The organism is Zestosphaera sp. (assembly GCA_038727705.1).
GTDB lineage: Archaea > Thermoproteota > Thermoprotei_A > Sulfolobales > NBVN01 > Zestomicrobium.
Map to the genome: position 1 here is coordinate 99996 of JAVYVJ010000001.1, position 16783 is coordinate 116778.

Genomic DNA, 16783 nt, shown 5'->3' on the forward strand with positions numbered 1-16783 from the left:
GTCTCCGGGTGTTAAATAGTGAAGACCTTTTTAATTAGAAGAGTTATCACCTCCCTTGTGACCTTTATCATCATCATAACGATAGTGTTTGTTCTAGTCAGAATGACGGGGGACCCGCTCGCCGAGCTGGAGAATGACCCTAGAATAGCTCCTGAAACCATAAAGGCTTTGAGAGCGTCCTTCGGTCTTGATAAGCCCCTCTACGAACAGTACCTGTCGTACATAGTTAATCTCTTTCAAGGTAATTTCGGGCATTCCCTTCATTACAAGGCTCCCGTCATGGATATAATCCTTCAGAAGTTCCCTTACACGTTAGCACTGCTGATACCCTCGATAACCCTGTCGAACTATCTGGTCTACAAGATAGGTATTGAGGTGGGCTGGAGAAGGGGGAGTAAGTTGGACTCGGTGTTTATGAGTGTCTCCATGTTCATAAGGTCGACACCATACTTCTGGCTTGCGATAGTCTTCCTCTACATGTTCTCCATAAAGCTGGAAGTAACCCCGATCTTCGGAGCCGTGACCCCTGGAAAGAGCTTTGACTGGTCTCTTGACTGGTTTCTTGACTACCTATGGCACTACGCCCTGCCCTTCGGCGTCCTAACGTTTCGAGGAGTTCTTGCGGAGCTGATATACGTGAGGAACGTGGTTATAGATATCTTAAGTGAGGACTTTGTGACGACCGGACGGGCTAAGGGACTGCCAGACAAGTACATCAAGTCTCACTACGTGGCGCGTAATGCCATGCTACCTATAGTGACTGTGTTAGGTATGAGATATGCCTTCATAATAGACGGCGCAATATTGACGGAGACCGTGTTCTCCTACCCTGGCACCGGAAGACTGGTTTACGAAGCAATATTCAACAGGGACTACTGGCTCCTCCAAGGCGCTGTTGTCGTGCTGGCTTTAAGCGTCATTCTCGTCAACTTAGTTACGGATGTCTTATACACCTACTTGGATCCGAGGGTGAGGTATAAATGAAGCTCAACACCTCACTCAGCAAAGGCAGCGTTGCCGATAGGTTGAAGGCGTTCTGGGTCGTTTTCAAACGCGATAAAGCTGCCGTGGTTGGGTTAGGGATATTCATTGCAATACTATCCGTGGCGATCTTCGCTGACTTCATAGCTCCTTACAACCCCTACGCTCGGGTAGGCAGGCCTTATGAGCCGCCCAGCGACAAACACATCCTCGGCACTAACGACATTGGGCAGGACATCTTCAGTGAGATAATTTACGGCACCAGGGCCTCCCTTCTGGTAGGGTTTTTAGCTGCATTGATAGGGACGTCCATAGGGTCGGTGGTAGGGCTTATGGCCGGCTACCACGGCGGGAAGCTTGATGAGGCATTGATGAGGTTGACTGACATATGGCTTTCGATACCTACGTTGCTCTTCGCGCTGTTCCTGGCCGCCATAATAATTAGGATTAAGGGGGTGCCGATGTTCTACTCAGTGATCTTGGCCATAGCCCTAACCGCATGGCCCGCTGTGGCAAGGCTGGTGAGGTCCGCCACCCTCTCGATAAAGGAGAGGCAGTACATAGAGTCTGCCGTAGCCCTAGGGGCTTCATCAACCAGGATAATATTTAGGCACATACTCCCTAACGTGACGCCGATAATACTGGTGGAGATAGTTGTGAGGACTGCCATGGCTATGATAACTGAGTCATCCCTAAGCTTCCTGGGACTCGGAGACCCCACAATAAAAAGCTGGGGGACCATACTTCACTTCGCGATGATCAAGAATGCAGTGATACTGGAGATGTGGTGGTGGTTCCTCCCTCCAGGTCTAATGATAGCTTTAACGGTGATGTCGGTAATGATGATAGGTAGAGGGCTTGAGATGTACTTTAACCCACGCCTGCGGAAATATTGAATCTCTCCGCATGCGTCTTTAGTCTCAACCACCACGCGTCGATTTTATGTAAAACCACTCCTGCCAAACTCTATTCCCCCTAGGGTCCTCCAACCACAGTCCACACACTGGAAGAACTACTTACAGCATGCAAGCCTACTAAGGCTCAGCCCTCCGTCCAACCCATTTTAGTTAGAACCTCTACCGCTTTCAAGTGCATGTCCCCGCTCAGGACATATAGATGGAGATTCATCCCGCGACCTAACTCCTCAAACGCTTTGACCATAGATCTCAAGGACTCCTCGAGGGTTAAGCCTCCGACCCCAGCACCCATTAACGAGAACGCCACCGTTGTTACTCCAACCCTGCGGGCTTCTTTAAGAGCTGCCTTAGTCGCTTCATACACTTTCTCCGCGCTGGATCTTCCTCCAGGGGCCTCGACGGTTGGTGTGTGAATAACGTACCTACACTTAAGCTTGCCGGCCGAGGTGGTCACGGCCCTACCAATAGGCACTGGTGCATGCCTCCTAGCCTCTAACTCTATTTCAACCCCGCCTTTCCTCCTTATAGCCCCTGCAACCCCTCCACCCATAAACATGTACGTATTCGCCGGGTTCACCACGGCATCTCCGGTGAACTCAGTTATATCCCCAATCACCACATCCAGAAACACACTACCTCTAGACAGCCTTACCATGCATGATCACGATTATTATCAGGTGATCGAGACTTATGAGGTTGATCCGCGGTGGCGGGTCGCCTAGGGTTCGCGTCATCAGGCAAGGGACTTGGGTCGGATCTAGGACTCCGCCCCCTCCATCCTGAGCGATGCGGGCATCAACGATGTTGGAATAACTTAGTCTTTGAGTATATGTGTTTCGGTGATAAAAAAAGGGTTTAAATGTTTAACGCCGTGAAGAATCCCTCATGCACTGCGTCTATGACTTTCCTCGGTTCCTTAGCATCCCCTATGATGTGGACCTCCTTAGCCACCGCTCTTGCAGCGTTAACTAACTGCGGATCTATGTTGGATACCCTCCCCGCCGCTAACACCACTGTGTCTGCCTCGATGAAGAACCTCTCGAGCGGCGGCCTCACTACCTCAACGCCGTTTCTCTCCACCCTTATGACCGGGGTTGATGTGTAGACTCTTATACCGTACCTACTGAGCAGTCCTCCCGTCCTGAGCAACGCTATCTTGGACACGGGTTCTAAGTCCTTAGCTATTTCGGGCAGCGCCTCAACCAGGCTTACCTCCCTGCCGTTCATGGCTAGATGCAGTGCTGTCTCAATGCCTACGAGTCCGCCGCCGACAACGATCACCCTCCTCCCTACAGGCGCTCTTCCCAATAACACGTCATCGGCTACCACCGCGCTCTCAACGCCGGGTATCTTTGGGATGAGTGGTCTGGAGCCCGTGGCGATCACCACGGCGTCCGGTCTTAGTTCCTCAAGTGTTTTCGGGGTTGCTTTAACCTTGGTCATCAGCCTGACTCCAAGCTGCTTCAGCTGGGCTTCATACCACCTAACCAACCTCTCAAGCCTCTTCTTGAAGTCTGAGGCCGAGGAGACTTTGAGGGTGCCTCCGAGAGCTTCTCCCTCGTCTATTAGAACCACCTCATGACCTCTGATGGCAAGCACCCTCGCGGCTTCAAGCCCTGCTGGGCCGCCGCCCACAACAACTACTTTCTTCCTTTGTGCCGCTCTCGGCAAGAGGTCTTCGGACGACCACCTGTATTCGAAGCCTGAGATCGGGTTGACCGCACACCAGGTTGGTTTACCGTAGAATACCCTATTGCCTATGCAACCCTCATTGCATGCTTGGCAGATCCTTATGCTGTCCAACCTGCCCTCCCTGACCTTCTTAGGCCACTCAGGATCTGCTATCAGTTGCCTCCCAACGAACACCGCGTCAACCAAACCCTTAGCTATGGCTTCCTCAGCCACGCTTGGGTCGGTTATGAGGCCCCCGCTTATGACTGGCACGTTTACGGCGGATTTTATCTCCTTAGCCAGATTGAAGAAGAACCCCTCCCCAGTGTAGTAGTAGGGCATGAGGATCATGTCCATCGTGTCGTAGTTCCCGCCGGTCACGTCGAAGGCGTCCACGCCGGCCTCCTCCACAAGCCTTTTAGCAACCTCCTTAGCGTAGTTAGTGGTGATTCCGCCCTCCATGAACTCGTTGGCGTTTAACCTGAATATCACCGGGTAGTTCCTCCCGCACAGGCTCTTAATTCTCTGAACGACCTCAACAGCGAATAACACCCTATCAACACCGTACCTGTCCGTGCGTTTATTAGTGAGCGGTGAGAGGAACTGCGTTATTAGGTAGCCGTGCGTTCCGTGAACCTCAACAGCGTCGAAGCCGGCCTGCTGGGCCCTGAGCGCCGCCCTAGCGAAGTCCTCGACCAACGCCTCCACCTCCTCCGTCCTGAGCTCCCTCGGGGTCTTGGCAGGCGGAACCACCTTCCTGCCGATGGCTGAGGGTCCAAGCGGTTGACCTACGTGGGCCTGCACGCCGCCGTGAGCTATCTGAATCGCGGATCTGCTGCCGTGGATCTTAATGACGTCAGCCAGCCTAGCCAACCCCGGCACGAGCTCATCGTCGTATATCCCTATCTCCCCCGAGACCAGCTTGCCGTCCTCACGGATGTACGAGGCCTCAACTATTATGAGTCCAACGCCGCCGCGCGCCCTAGCCTCATAATATGAGAGCGCCTGCTCGGTGATCTCCCCATGTGGGCCAGCGTAGCCAACAACCATCGGCGGCATTACTATCCTGTTCGGTACTTCAAGACCTCTAATGCAGAAAGGCTTGAATAGCTTCTCGAACACTATAACACCTCATTGAGATATAGCTATAGGTCCGAATAAATTTTAATTAATTACTTTTAATTATATTTACTTAAATACTCAAGATATTTATGCTTGCTAGCAGTGCGTTGATCGCTGCGGGAATGAGTTCTTAACAATCTGAGTATGGTGTGTATGCCAAAGTTAGGTTAGGGTTCGGCTCCTGTATGGGTTTGCGTTGATTGATTTTATTGTCTTGTTTTCCCTGCATTGGGCTTGGGGGGGGGTGTTCAGGGCGACCCCTCATCGAGACCACCATGTGTAAAGCACCTAAGCATTTACATCCACAACAACCAACGCAAACAAATTATGAAACCCAAAACAACTGCACGAGGCGTCTCCCAGTCCTCAATGCTATAGGGGGACTTACGTAATTGGTTTTACTGCGAGTACGCTATTAATGCTTCAACCTCCATCTCCTGGCTCTTGTAGTCGTCGTAGAGCTCGATAAGGAGTTCCTTAGCCACGTCCGGGAAGAGGCAGTAGGTCATGACGTTCTCGTCGGTTATCAATACCTTCATTCTCTTCACCTCCTCATAGCATTTGCCGAGCTCTGGCTTAAGCAGGTCCGCCGGCCTTGCCAGCACTTCCTCAACGCTCTTCAGCGCTTTCTCCCTCACCTCTGGGTTTATGCGTCCTGGAGGTCTTCCGTAGTAGCCGGCCACGTAGTTAGTGACTTCCTTAGCCACCACCTTATACCTGCCCAGCAGTACGTTCAGCACTGCCTGAGTCCCTACGATCTGGGAGAGTGGTGTCACTAAGGGAGGCCATCCGAGATCCTCCCTAACTCTTGGTATTTCCTCCAGCACCTCCTTCAGCCGGCCCTCCGCCTTAAGCTCCTTCAACTGCGCGATCAAGTTCGTGACCATCCCGCCGGGGACTTGATGTATTAGGACGTTGTGGTCGGGTGTTAGGGCCTTGATGGTCATCAGCTTAGCGTATTTCTCGTTAATCACTCTCTCCAGGTATTCGGAGATCTCGTTAATGATGGTGAGGTCCACCTCCGGTCTGAGGTCCTCCCTGAGTGAGAAGTAGACTGCCTGTATTCCCGGCTGCGCCGTTCCGAAGGCGAGAGGACTTACCGCCGTGTCTATGTAGTCGGCGCCGGCCTCCGCAGACTTGACGTAAGTCGCTACGGCCATGCCGCTGGTGGTGTGGGTGTGCACGTTTACCGGAACCTTGAACCTCTTCTTAAGTTCCGTGACCAACGTGTGGGCAGTGTAGGGATCCAGTATCCCGGCCATGTCCTTTATGGTTATCACGTCAACGTCCATCGAGACCAGCTCCTCAGCATACCTCAGGTAGTAGTCGACGGTGTGTATTGGGCTTATCGTGTAGCATATGGCACCTTGAACTGTAGCCCCGAGGGACTTAGCCTTCTTTATGCTCACGGCAAGGTTTCTGGAGTCGTTGAGGGCGTCGAAGACCCTGAATATGTCTATGCCGTTCTTATAGGCCAGCTCGACGAACTTCTCAACCACGTCGTCCGGATAGTGTCTGTAGCCAACTAGGTTCTGCCCTCTCAAGAGCATCTGGAGCTTAGCCCTCCTAACCCCCTCACGGACCTTCCTAAGCCTCTCCCAGGGGTCCTCCTTAAGATATCTGACAGCAACGTCGAAGGTAGCCCCACCCCAGACCTCAAGGCTGGTGAAACCAGCCTTATCAAGCTTCTCCAGGATTGGGAGCATGTCCTCAGTCCTCAGCCTGGTGGCTAGTAGCGACTGGTGGGCGTCCCTCAAAGTAGTGTCTATTATCCCAACCCTAGCCATCGCCTATTCCCACACGAACATGTAGTTTCACTCTTTTAAATAACGTAATCATCGAGCCCTAGGAACCGATGTCTCGGAGGGGGTGAGCACGGACTGTTGTGCGTTACTGATGGCTACAGCATTGATTCAGTCCTTCGTGAGGGTAGTCAGTTGTTCCGGTGTTTAAGGTTCGCTGAGGGGTTCCCGGTTGTAAAGGACTTGCAGGGGTGGTTCATCAGAAATATTTAAATCTTTGGCTAACACATTACTACTTGAGGTGATCCATCCTGATAGATTTGATGTTAGTTCTAATCGTTCTAGTCGCACTGCTTGTTATGTGGACCGTCCTAGGGATCGTCAGTAGTAGGTGGGTCAGGAGTCTTGGCGACTACTTTCTAGCTGGCCATAGGATGGGATTGGCGTTACTCTCAATAACCATCCTGGCGGCTTGGGAGAGCCACTACACGGTCATGGCCGGCGGTGAATCCGGCTATAGGTACGGTCTGGTAGGTCCTGTGTGGTACGCGTTAGCGGTCGGCGGCGCTTTGATCATACTGGCTATATTTGCGCCTCGCATAAAGAGGGACGCGCCCCCCGGAACTATCTCCTTCCCCCAGTATCTCAGGCACAGGTTTAGTGAGGCACGTGTTGGGGGGGTTAATCTCTTCGAGCAGTTCACGGCTTGGGAGATTCTGATCATAACTACGTTAAGTGCGGCGTCGTCAACTCTTGGAGGCGCCTACGTCCTGCAGGCATTAACAGGATTGGATTTCGATTCCTCACTAATTGTTGCTGGCGTGTTTTACTTGGTTTACAGTACATATGGCGGACTTTATGCGGTGGCTCTAGTTGATGTCATGCAGCTAGCCATGATAAGCATACTCCTACCAATAGTCGCGCTCTACATCTCCTCGACGTTGGGTGGTGTGGACGGTGTTGTAGCCGGTTTACAGAAGTATTCACCGGCGCTCCTGGGCTTAACGCCCGATTCGATTAACTGGATGTTCACATTCCTCCTCTCCTTGTTAGGGGGGACTCTCGCCTCTTCATTCCTCTGGCAGATGATATACGCTTCTAAGAACCCCTCACACGCCTGGAAGTCGCTAGTGCTAAGCGGGGTCCTGTTCATGCCGGTAGCGTTAACGTGCGGCTTCATAGGGCTTGCTGGCCGCGCCGCAGGTCTGAACGTAGCCCCGTCCTCAGCATCGCCTCAGGTAGTGGCTACCCTACTCCCAGCCTCCCTAGGGCTTATATACTTACTTGGGTTTGTGGCTGCTGCGTGGTCTACTTTCGCCGCTAACGTCAATGGAAACGCTGCAATAGTTATGGCGAATGTCGTCACCCCCTTCTTCATGAAGGGAGCGCCGGAGAGCAGGAAACTCCTGGTGAGTAGGGTGGTTGCCCTCTTCTTCGGCATATTAACCATAATTATCGCCAAGTATGCTCCAGGCATTCTGTGGCTCCTCATGTTCTCTTACGCCTTAAGGACGCCCCCGGTGATTCCAGCGCTCATAGGCCTCTACACCAAAAGGTTGAGTGGTTGGGGGGCGTTTACTGCAGCCCTGTTAGGTTTCGTAGCCTCAGCGACGATATACCTCTACAACTCGCTTTACGGAACTATCGCGGCCTGGGTTGTCCCCCTACTGATTTCCCTGGTGTTTGTAGTACTGGGTGGTAGGAAATGACTCCCTCACTCATAGTTGGTATAATACTGTATGGCGGTGTGGTGGGCTGCCTACTAGGTGTGGTTGCACTCTTCCTATACATGTTGATTGAGTCGCGAGGGTCGCGGGGTAGTGAGGGTGGCGTGGGGCGATGATGCTTCCGAAATTCCCGTATGACTCAAGACTCAAGAATTTGCAGGGGATCCTTGCGGCTAAGGGCGTCGACGTGGCTGTAGTGCTGAAGCCTGAGAACACGTACTACGTCAGCCTCTTCCAAGCCATAATATATTCCAGGCCGATAGCGGTTATAGTGCCTTCAGAGGGAGACCCAACACTAATAGTGCCGTATTTAGATTTAGAGCATGCTAGGGAGCGAAGCCCAATACCAACAATCAAGCATTACTACCATGAGGAGGAATTCTACCACATACTGAAAGAGGGCTTACGTGATGCAGGGAGAGTGGGGCTTGACGTTGATTCATTGACGATGCATACTAAGGTGAAGTCCGTGTCGGAGGCTCTGGAGGTGGTGGATCTTTCGAAAGAGCTCGCCCACCTGAGGATGGTTAAGGATGGGAGTGAGGTTGAAAGGATCAGAGTGGCGGCAGATATAACGGATTTCGGCATGAAGGAGGTCATGAGGGGCTTGGAGGAGAGGGGTAGGGAAGTCGTGGTCGCGGCACGTGCTGAGTATGCTATGAAGGTCAGGTTGGCTGAGTTGCTTGGCGATGAAGGGCTCTATCCTTGGATGAATTGGACCGTAGCGGCTGCGTTATCAGGGTTCAGGTCTTACTACCCTCACGGCATGGTCAGCGGCAGGAAGGTCGTTGACGGTGATGTGGTAATAGTGACGCTTGACATAGCTGTGGAGGGGTATAGGGCTGAGAACGAGAGAACATTCTTAGTCGGTAGAGTCAAGCCCGAGGTCGAGGAGTACTTCGGGCTGATGGAGGAGGCCCAGCGAAAGGCGATAGAGGTTCTGAGACCGGGTGTGTTGGCTGAGGAGTCTGATAAAGTATCGAGAGGAGTTTTTGCGGCGCACAACGCCCTCAAATTCGTTACCCACAGAACAGGACACAGCATAGGTTTGGAGATACATGAAAAGCCCAACTTAGCTGAGGGGGATGTCACGGCCCTGGACACGAACATGGTGTTGTGTGTTGAACCAGGTATATATGTGCCTAATGTTGGTGGGTTTAGGCACTCAGACACAGTCTTAATAACGCCGGACGGTCCTGAGGTGCTTACGAAAACGCCTAAAGGGATAAATAACCTAACAGTTTAGTAGATATTGGGCGGGTATCATGAAAGCCCTTCTCACAGGTTTTGAGCCCTTCGGTGGTGATAAGTTAAATCCGTCGGAGTTTGTGGTGCGTAGGCTGCCTGAAGCCCTCGCTAAGGAGATGCCCGGGCTGGAGGTCGTGACGGCGGTCCTGCCGGTCTCGTTCAGGAGGGCCGGCCCTGTCCTGAGGGGGCTTCTGAGCTCCAACGTCCCTGACATCTACATAGGTCTGGGGCTCTGGTCTGGGATATCCTACGTCACTGTTGAGAGGGTTGCGGTTAACGTTAAGGACGCTAGGATACCTGATAACGACGGTGAGCAACCTGTGGATGAACCTATAGAGCCTGAAGGCCCTTCAGCATACTTCACCACACTACCTAAGAAGGCGATCCTCAGGAGGTTGAGGGAGAGCGGCATACCCGCAATAGTTTCCAATACTGCCGGAACATTCCTGTGCAATTTCGTGACGTACATCGCATTACACCACTCGGCTATGTACGGCTACCCGAGGAAGGCTGGCTACATGCATCTGCCGCTACTTCCCGAGCAGGCGGCCGTTAAGAGGGGTGACTGGGCCGGCGTGCCGCCCAGCATGTCGTTAGAGACCATGATCAAGGCTGTTGAGATAGCGCTGAGGACGACGGTGGAGATGTTCGATAAGGAGGATGAGAAAATACCGCCTTAACACATCCACGCATTGTTTTTCGTTTAGAATGCCTTCACGGGGGATCCTCCAAGCATTAGCATTCCTTAATTAAGACTTTAGTGAGTTTCACTTGGTGGGCAGTGTGGGGCTCAGATCAGCGTCGAACCCCGTGGATGAGTCAGGCAGGCAGTACCACATCGGTGTGAGGCCTGGTGAGTTGCCTAGGTATGTCCTGCTTCCCGGGGATCCGGGGAGGGTGCCTCTGATAGCCAGTTACTGGGATGAGTATAGGGAGCTAAGCGTTCACAGGGAGTATGTGACATACGTCGGTAGGTATAGGGGTGTGGGCCTGGCGGCGGTGTCCACTGGGGTGGGGGGCCCCGCCGCCGCCATAGCTGTGGAGGAGTTGCTCAGAGTCGGCTCCGACACCTTCATAAGGGTCGGCACCACCGGGGTTTTGAGGGGGGACATAAAGTTAGGTGATCTGATAATCACGACCGCCGCCGTTAGGTATGATGGGGTCAGTAGGATCTACGTGGACGCTGAATATCCGGCGGTAGCCTCATATGACGTGCTCCTAGCGTTGATTGAGGCGGCCGAGGAGTTGGGTGTTAGATATCACGTGGGGATTACGGCGAGCAGTGACTCATTCTACGTGGGTCAGGGGAGGCCGGGCTTCAGAAATTACTTGCCGAGGCGGTGGTCTGACATACATTTAAGGCTCTCTGAAGTTAACGTGTTAAATTTCGAGATGGAGGCGGCGACGATCTTCACGCTGGCCAACATATACGGCGGTAGAGGAGGCGCCGTCTGCGCTGCGATAGCTAATAGGGTCACAGAGGAGTTTTCCCCTGGGGCGGGTGTTGAAGACGCTGTCAGGGTCGCTAACGAGGCTGTCAGGGTGCTGAAGGAGTGGGACGATCTGAGGATCGCGAAAGGCAGGAGGTATTTGACTGCGGGTTTGTTGGGTGAGTGGTTCGTGAGGAAGGGTGGCCTAACCTAGGTTAACGTGGGTGAGAGCACTGTGGTTAAGATACTGATAAACGGCGCTTCAATATTGACGTTCTCTATTAAGGAGAAGACATTAATAGATGAGGGGTTCATATTCTCGGACGAGGGCAGGGTCGTGGCTGTGGGTGAGGGGGAGCCGCCGGAGGAGTTGAGGTATCCTGAACTATTGATTGCCGGCAGGGAGAGACTTGTTATGCCGGGATTCAGCACCGCATTCACCAGCCTTTCACTGTACCCGCTGAGGTATAGGAGGTATGTGGCGGACTTGGGCGCGGGCCTTGACTACCTGAGGAAACTTACTAGGACTGACATGTATTTCCTGGCTTCTATGGGGTTGGCTGAGCTTATCTCCAGAGGGGTCACATCGGCTTTAGTGGTTGATGTGTATCTGGATGAGGTTGCTAGAGCTGCTCATGATCTGGGCTTCAGCACGGTCTTAGCCCCCCCACTTAACTGCGGCCTCGACGAGTTCACACCCGATAATGAGTTGAAGCTATTGCTTAATAGATGGCACGGTAAGGTGGAGGGGGTTTCAGCCGGTGTTGCCGTATGTTACGAGTTGAGTGAGAAGGCCCTGACTCTGGCCAGGGAATACGGTCTTAGGGTTTTCGTCATAGGGGGTGAGATCGAGGATCATCAGGTGAAGGGGGTTGAAGTTATCTACGTAAACCCCGTAAGGGGCTCCGGCGAGAGGGTCATCAGGTGGGGGGATCAACTGGATCGCTGGCAACCAGGGGAGGGTCTGGGTGTGGGTGTGAGACCCTCATACAGTATGGTGGATGTGGTCAGGGAGGTCGTGCACAGGACCTCGAAACATCCCTTGGACGTGCTCTACGCTGCGACCGTCAGGAATCCCTTACTGATGGGTTTAACTAACGTAGGTCCTCTGGAGGAGGGGGTGAAGACGAACCTAGTCATGCTGGACGCCTCCGAACCGCCGGGATGGCCCCTGCCCAGGAGCCTCGATGAAGTGACTAGAGCCGTCACCGAGGGCAATCTTAAGGTGGAGACCGTCATACTGGATGATGAGATACTGGTCGACGGTGGGGAGACTCTAACGGTAGGTAGCGATGTAATAGCTAAGGCTAAGAAGCGCTTGATATCCATACTGCCTGATCAGTGAGTTATTTTTAAGCTTTCGTTCCCCTTAGTTATGGGTGTGAGCGATGTCGATGGGCGTTGAGATACCCCCTGAGTGGAAGAGGTTCAGGTACAGGGGTAAGACGCTGGAGGAACTCATAAACATGCCCATGGATCAGTTACTTCAGATACTTCCGGCAAGAGCTAGGAGATCGTTGCTTAGGGAGTCGTCCACCGACATAATGCGCAGGAGGAGGGAGTACGGATCGGACGAATCACCCAGGATGAAACTGCTTAGGGAGATCAGGAAGGCCAGGGAGTTAATGACCCAGGGCAGGAGTGTCAAGATAAGAACTCATGTAAGGGATATGGTGGTGTTGCCTGAGATGGTCGGGCTGACTATCGATGTGTATAACGGTAAGGAGTTCGTGCCCGTTAGGATAGTGCCTGAGATGATAGGGCACTTCCTCGGTGAGTATGCCCCGACCACTAAACACGTGAAGCACGGCGAGCCGGGACTCAAGGCAACTCGCTCAACACTCTACGTAGCTATGAAGTAGTTGAAAACGCTTAAGGTGGTCAGGCTCCGCTTTCTCTATAGTGTGGACACGAACCCCGATATCGTTTTGAGGTCTTTCATCGTTAGACCCTAAGCGGTTGAGAGGGATTTAGCCCTTAACCCTCAACCTATTTATAAGTTTCTCGAATCTAACGGCGTCGTTGTCGTTCATTAATATCCTTATCTCCTCACCGCCGTAAGTCAGCTCCACGAACGAGAGATTCCCCTCAATCCTCGCTTTGAAGTACTCTTTCAGATCCGCTCTCTCACTGTCTACTTGATATTTCCTCACGCTACCAATCTCATGTAGGTTAATGGTTATACCGCGAACGCCTCTGACAGTGCTCAACGTCTTCAGCATGTTTAGCGAGAGCCCTCCTCTGACCTTGACGAGGACCCCTCTGACCTCAGAGCCCAGTCTTATGGTTAGGGTCTCGTTTTCCAAATCTACCGTTGCTAGGCACTCATAGCACATTCTTTCTCGAAAACAGAGTCCACGGAATCTCCTGACACCCCTTTCCACGGCGCTCACTACCTATTAAGCGTGGAGTCCTTAATATTAAGTATTATTAAGCAAGACTTATAATCAGCGATTGCTCAGTGATTAAGTAGGGTGTGAGAGATGGGCTATGAGTGGGTTGACGAAATGTTCAGGGTTAGATTAAGTAAGGAGGATGTGGAGGAGCTTGAGGCCACCCTGAAGGACATGAGAAACCCTGTCGACGTCTACACGTTCGTCGACAGCAAGTGTAGGTACTGTGCCAATACTGTGAGGCTCATCGACGTGATATCTAACGCCAGCCCCGTAGCCAGTGGGGCCAGGCTCGTGAGGCATGTCCTCGTCAGGAGGGAGGCTGATGAGGAAGGCCTCTTCAGGAAATTCGGGATCTCAAGAGTTCCGACGATAGCGATGCTTGACGGTTTCATTAAGTACCTCGGCATGCCGGCGGGTGAGGAGCTAAGGGGCTTCATAGAGACTGTAATCAGGTTAAGCACTGGTGACTCAGGGTTGAGCGCACAGACCGCTGGGGAGATATCCAAGCTGAGAGGTCCTGTACAGGTGGACGTGGTTGTGACTCCTACCTGCCCCTACTGCCCCTACGCTGCACTGCTAGCTAACATGTTCGCCTTCGAGTCGTTCAGGGCCGGGAATAAGGTAGTGACGTCCAATGTGGTTGAGGCGTACGAGAACCCTGACATAGCAGATAAATACGGGGTTGTTTCAGTCCCCATGATAGCGATAAACGAGGAGGTTGAGTTTGTGGGGGTGCCTTACGAGGATCAGTTGTTGGAGAGGATAGTTGCTCACTCAAACAGGGAGTACTTGAAGAGGGCGAAGAAGGAAGAATACATGAGAATACTTAAGGAACTGAGTAAGGAGTCGGAGAACGCGGAGCGGCAGTGATTTGAAACATCTTCCCCGCCGGCTCAATTCAGCTGACTTATGAGGTATTTCGTGTCAGGTGTTTCAGTACCCGCATGTGTAGCAGTCTCCAGCCTCACCTTCCTGAAGAGTGTATCTCGAGGAGATCCTGTACCTTACCTGAGGTCTCCTCCCGGCCTCTGGCAGCGGTTCGCTGGACTTCACTTCCTCCTCCCCCGCTTCATCACCCTTACGCGGGGTCTCTGCCGGCTCCCCAACGCCCTCCATTCTCCTCTCCCTGGCCATCCTGCGTGTGAGTTTAGCTCCAAAGTATATCACTTGTTGCGACTTACTCTTATCCCTATACACCGTTATACCTTTACAACCAAGCTTCCAGGCGAGCATGTAGACGTTCCTCACGTCGTCGACGCTTGCCTCAGCCCTCATATTCACCGTCTTGCTCACGCCCGCGTCGACCCACTGTTGCCACACAGCCTGGTGGAGGACGTGCCAGGTCGGCTCCACGTCGTGTGCTGTCACGAATATCTCCCTGAGCTTCCTAGGTATGTATGGATTATGCCTGACTGAACCGGACTCGGTTATCAGGCTTATCACTTCTGGATTATCGAGCCCATACTCCCTAAGACTGTTTAGGAACAAGTTGTTGACCTCCACGAACGTGCCGACCGTCACCACACGGGTGAACGCTAGAGCGAAGATAGGCTCTATTGAGGATGAGGTGTCAGCTATTATTGATATGGTGCCGGTAGGTGCTATCGAGAGCAGTGCTGCGTTCCTAAGCCCGTACCTAATCATCTCCTCACGGAGCTGGTTCCAATCGACTGCTGGTCTGCTTTCAACTATCGCTCTAACGTTGTTGGACGTCATGAGATCAACGCCTGCAGCACTGAGTACCTCATCGAAGGATTTCGCGGCGATCCAGAAAGGTCGGTAGAGCTTAGGGTTCCAGACTGGGAAGGGGCCTTTCTCCTTAGCTAACTCAACGGAGGCTCTGTATGCGTTATATGCAATCCATTCACTCAAATAGTATGCTAGATAGAGGGCGTCGACAGAGTCGTAGGGGATGCCTAGCGTTATGAGCATGTGCGCCCATCCCATGACGCCTAGGCCAACCTTTCTAGTACGTCTGGCAGCCCACTCCAGCTGGGGTAAGGGCCACTTAGCAACGTCTATCACGTCGTCTAGGAACCTCACAGCGACCATCACGTCGCGGCCCAGCCCGGCCCAGTCAATCGTTGGCTTGCCGTCAACGTATTGCACGTACTTCTCCAGGTTGATGCTCCCGAGGTTGCATGACTCCCACTCCAGGAGCGGTTCCTCACCGCATGGGTTAGTAGCATTTATCTTACCAACATACCATGTCGGGTGTCTCCTGTTGACAGTGTCTATGAAGAGAAGTCCGGGGTCTCCGGAATCCCACGCGTTCTTAACTATCTCCTGGAACATGGCCTTCGGATCCTCCCAGCCGACTATAGCGTTCTCGCTCTCCGCTATAGCTAGCGCCTCATCCCAGGTTATTATGAGCGACTCATCGAGGGGTATTGAACCTCCGTGCGCCTCGAGCTCATCCACTATAACCTCCTGAACCCACTCTTCGTCCATGTAGTGCCTTGCCCACACGACTGCATACTTCCTTGAATCGCTGCTCCCATCTATTGAGGTCTTGCGGGGGTTTATCAGGGGTATTGGCCTTCCTTCCGACATATGCTTGAAGAACCAGTCATACATCCCCACCGATATGTTGAAGTTCTGGAGGGATCTGTCTTTAAGCTCCCCTGATTTGCTCCTGATGAACTTCATTATGTCGGGATGCCATACGTGGAGAACCCCCATGTTAGCCCCTCTTCTACGTCCACCCTGCTTCACAACATCCGTGTTTACGTCGAAGAGTCTCATAAACGAGAGAGGTCCCGAAGCCACGCTGGCGGTGGAGGAGACTACATCCCCTTCAGGCCTGAGTTCTGAGAAGGAGAAGCCAGTGCCGCCGCCCTGCTGGAAGACTATGGCCTGAGCTCTTACGATGTCATATATTCCTTCCCCCTCGGGCGTCACCATGGAGTCCCTAACTGGAAGGACGAAACATGCTGACAGAATGCCGAGCTTGGTGCCGGCGTTCATCAGCGTCGGTGAGTTAGGGATGAACCTTAACTCGCTCAGCAGTCTGTAGAACTCGCGGAACCACTTCTCACGGTCTTGGGCCTCGGCACTAGATATGTGCCCGGCAACCCTCTCAAAGAGGGTCTTCGGCGTTTCGAGGAACCTGCCGTTGGACGGGTTCTTCATCAGGTATCTGCTTGCCAGAACCCTTAGTGAGTAGTAACTCATCCTAGAGTCTTCAGGATTAAAGCTAGTCCAGCCGTTCTTACCGAACACGTCGTTGTAGATTCTTGAGAGGACGTAGTTACGTGCAGCCAGCTCATACCTAGGATCAACAACGACCTTACTTATCAGGACCTTCTCGACCAGATCCGCTATCCTTACTGTGGTGAGTCCCTCCGGGTTCTTTAGAACCTCGTTTATTACCTCGTCTATGACTGTCGCCGCGTTGGAGGGGTCGCTGAACCCCGCTGAGCTCATGGCTAGGTGCACTGATTTTGTGAGCTTGTCTAGCTTGAAAGCCTCACTACCCCCGCTCCTCTTAACCACCTTCAAAGATTCCAAACTCGATTCACCGAACCTTATTACTCTCCTCCTATTTCT

15 protein-coding genes are annotated in these 16783 nt (G+C 52.7%); 10 read left to right on the top strand and 5 right to left on the bottom strand.

Annotated elements, in window-relative coordinates; translation table 11 throughout:
* Nucleotides 1-18 precede the first annotated feature (18 nt).
* Nucleotides 19-984 carry an ABC transporter permease gene (locus tag QW772_00555; GenBank protein MEM0037415.1) on the top strand — a complete coding sequence of 322 codons (966 nt, stop codon included), beginning with the start codon at nt 19-21 and terminating at the stop codon, nt 982-984.
* Nucleotides 981-1877: an ABC transporter permease gene (locus QW772_00560; GenBank protein ID MEM0037416.1), complete on the top strand. Its 897-nt coding sequence runs from the start codon at nt 981-983 to the stop codon at nt 1875-1877. Before QW772_00555 ends, QW772_00560 begins: the two co-directional genes overlap by 4 nt.
* A gap of 145 nt (nt 1878-2022) precedes the next feature.
* Here QW772_00560 and QW772_00565 read toward each other — a convergent pair whose 3' ends face one another.
* The 3 genes from QW772_00565 to QW772_00575 form a co-directional block, all read right to left on the bottom strand.
* A complete protein-coding gene (locus QW772_00565; GenBank protein MEM0037417.1) occupies nt 2023-2553 on the bottom strand; it encodes a macro domain-containing protein in 531 nt (176 codons plus the stop codon).
* 200 nt (nt 2554-2753) lie between these two features.
* Complete coding sequence (locus QW772_00570; protein MEM0037418.1) at nt 2754-4691, bottom strand: FAD-dependent oxidoreductase; 1938 nt, start codon at nt 4689-4691, stop codon at nt 2754-2756.
* Nucleotides 4692-5089: 398 nt separating this feature from the next.
* Nucleotides 5090-6478: a pyruvate carboxylase subunit B gene (locus QW772_00575; GenBank protein MEM0037419.1), complete on the bottom strand. Its 1389-nt coding sequence runs from the start codon at nt 6476-6478 to the stop codon at nt 5090-5092.
* A 278-nt stretch (nt 6479-6756) separates the two neighbouring features.
* Here QW772_00575 and QW772_00580 point away from each other — a divergent pair, with 278 nt between their 5' ends.
* The 7 genes from QW772_00580 to QW772_00610 all read left to right on the top strand — a co-directional run bounded on the left by QW772_00580 (nt 6757) and on the right by QW772_00610 (nt 12700).
* The gene (locus tag QW772_00580; protein ID MEM0037420.1) at nt 6757-8142 is read left to right on the top strand and encodes a sodium:solute symporter family protein; all 1386 of its coding nucleotides are present in this window, start codon (nt 6757-6759) and stop codon (nt 8140-8142) included.
* Entirely contained in the window at nt 8139-8276 is a 138-nt protein-coding gene (locus QW772_00585; protein ID MEM0037421.1) for a hypothetical protein, read from the top strand. Before QW772_00580 ends, QW772_00585 begins: the two co-directional genes overlap by 4 nt.
* Complete coding sequence (locus QW772_00590) at nt 8273-9406, top strand: Xaa-Pro peptidase family protein (GenBank protein ID MEM0037422.1); 1134 nt, start codon at nt 8273-8275, stop codon at nt 9404-9406. The genes QW772_00585 and QW772_00590 overlap by 4 nt, the downstream gene beginning before the upstream one ends.
* 19 nt (nt 9407-9425) lie before the next feature.
* A complete protein-coding gene (gene pcp / locus QW772_00595) occupies nt 9426-10088 on the top strand; it encodes a pyroglutamyl-peptidase I (protein ID MEM0037423.1) in 663 nt (220 codons plus the stop codon).
* A gap of 94 nt (nt 10089-10182) precedes the next feature.
* Complete coding sequence (udp, locus tag QW772_00600; protein MEM0037424.1) at nt 10183-11052, top strand: uridine phosphorylase; 870 nt, start codon at nt 10183-10185, stop codon at nt 11050-11052.
* 6 nt (nt 11053-11058) lie between these two features.
* A complete protein-coding gene (locus QW772_00605) occupies nt 11059-12183 on the top strand; it encodes a hypothetical protein (protein MEM0037425.1) in 1125 nt (374 codons plus the stop codon).
* Nucleotides 12184-12226: 43 nt separating this feature from the next.
* The gene (locus QW772_00610) at nt 12227-12700 is read left to right on the top strand and encodes a 30S ribosomal protein S19 (GenBank protein ID MEM0037426.1); all 474 of its coding nucleotides are present in this window, start codon (nt 12227-12229) and stop codon (nt 12698-12700) included.
* A gap of 108 nt (nt 12701-12808) precedes the next feature.
* Here QW772_00610 and QW772_00615 read toward each other — a convergent pair whose 3' ends face one another.
* The gene (locus QW772_00615) at nt 12809-13231 is read right to left on the bottom strand and encodes a hypothetical protein (GenBank protein ID MEM0037427.1); all 423 of its coding nucleotides are present in this window, start codon (nt 13229-13231) and stop codon (nt 12809-12811) included.
* Between the two features lie 90 nt (nt 13232-13321).
* On the opposite strand from QW772_00615, the gene QW772_00620 reads away from it, so the two are divergent.
* On the top strand, nt 13322-14104 hold the full coding sequence (locus QW772_00620; protein ID MEM0037428.1) for a thioredoxin family protein: 783 nt from the start codon (nt 13322-13324) through the stop codon (nt 14102-14104).
* 63 nt (nt 14105-14167) lie between these two features.
* Here the strand turns inward: QW772_00620 and QW772_00625 are convergent, their stop codons facing one another.
* Complete coding sequence (locus tag QW772_00625; GenBank protein MEM0037429.1) at nt 14168-16744, bottom strand: adenosylcobalamin-dependent ribonucleoside-diphosphate reductase; 2577 nt, start codon at nt 16742-16744, stop codon at nt 14168-14170.
* Between the last annotated feature and the right edge of the window lie 39 nt (nt 16745-16783).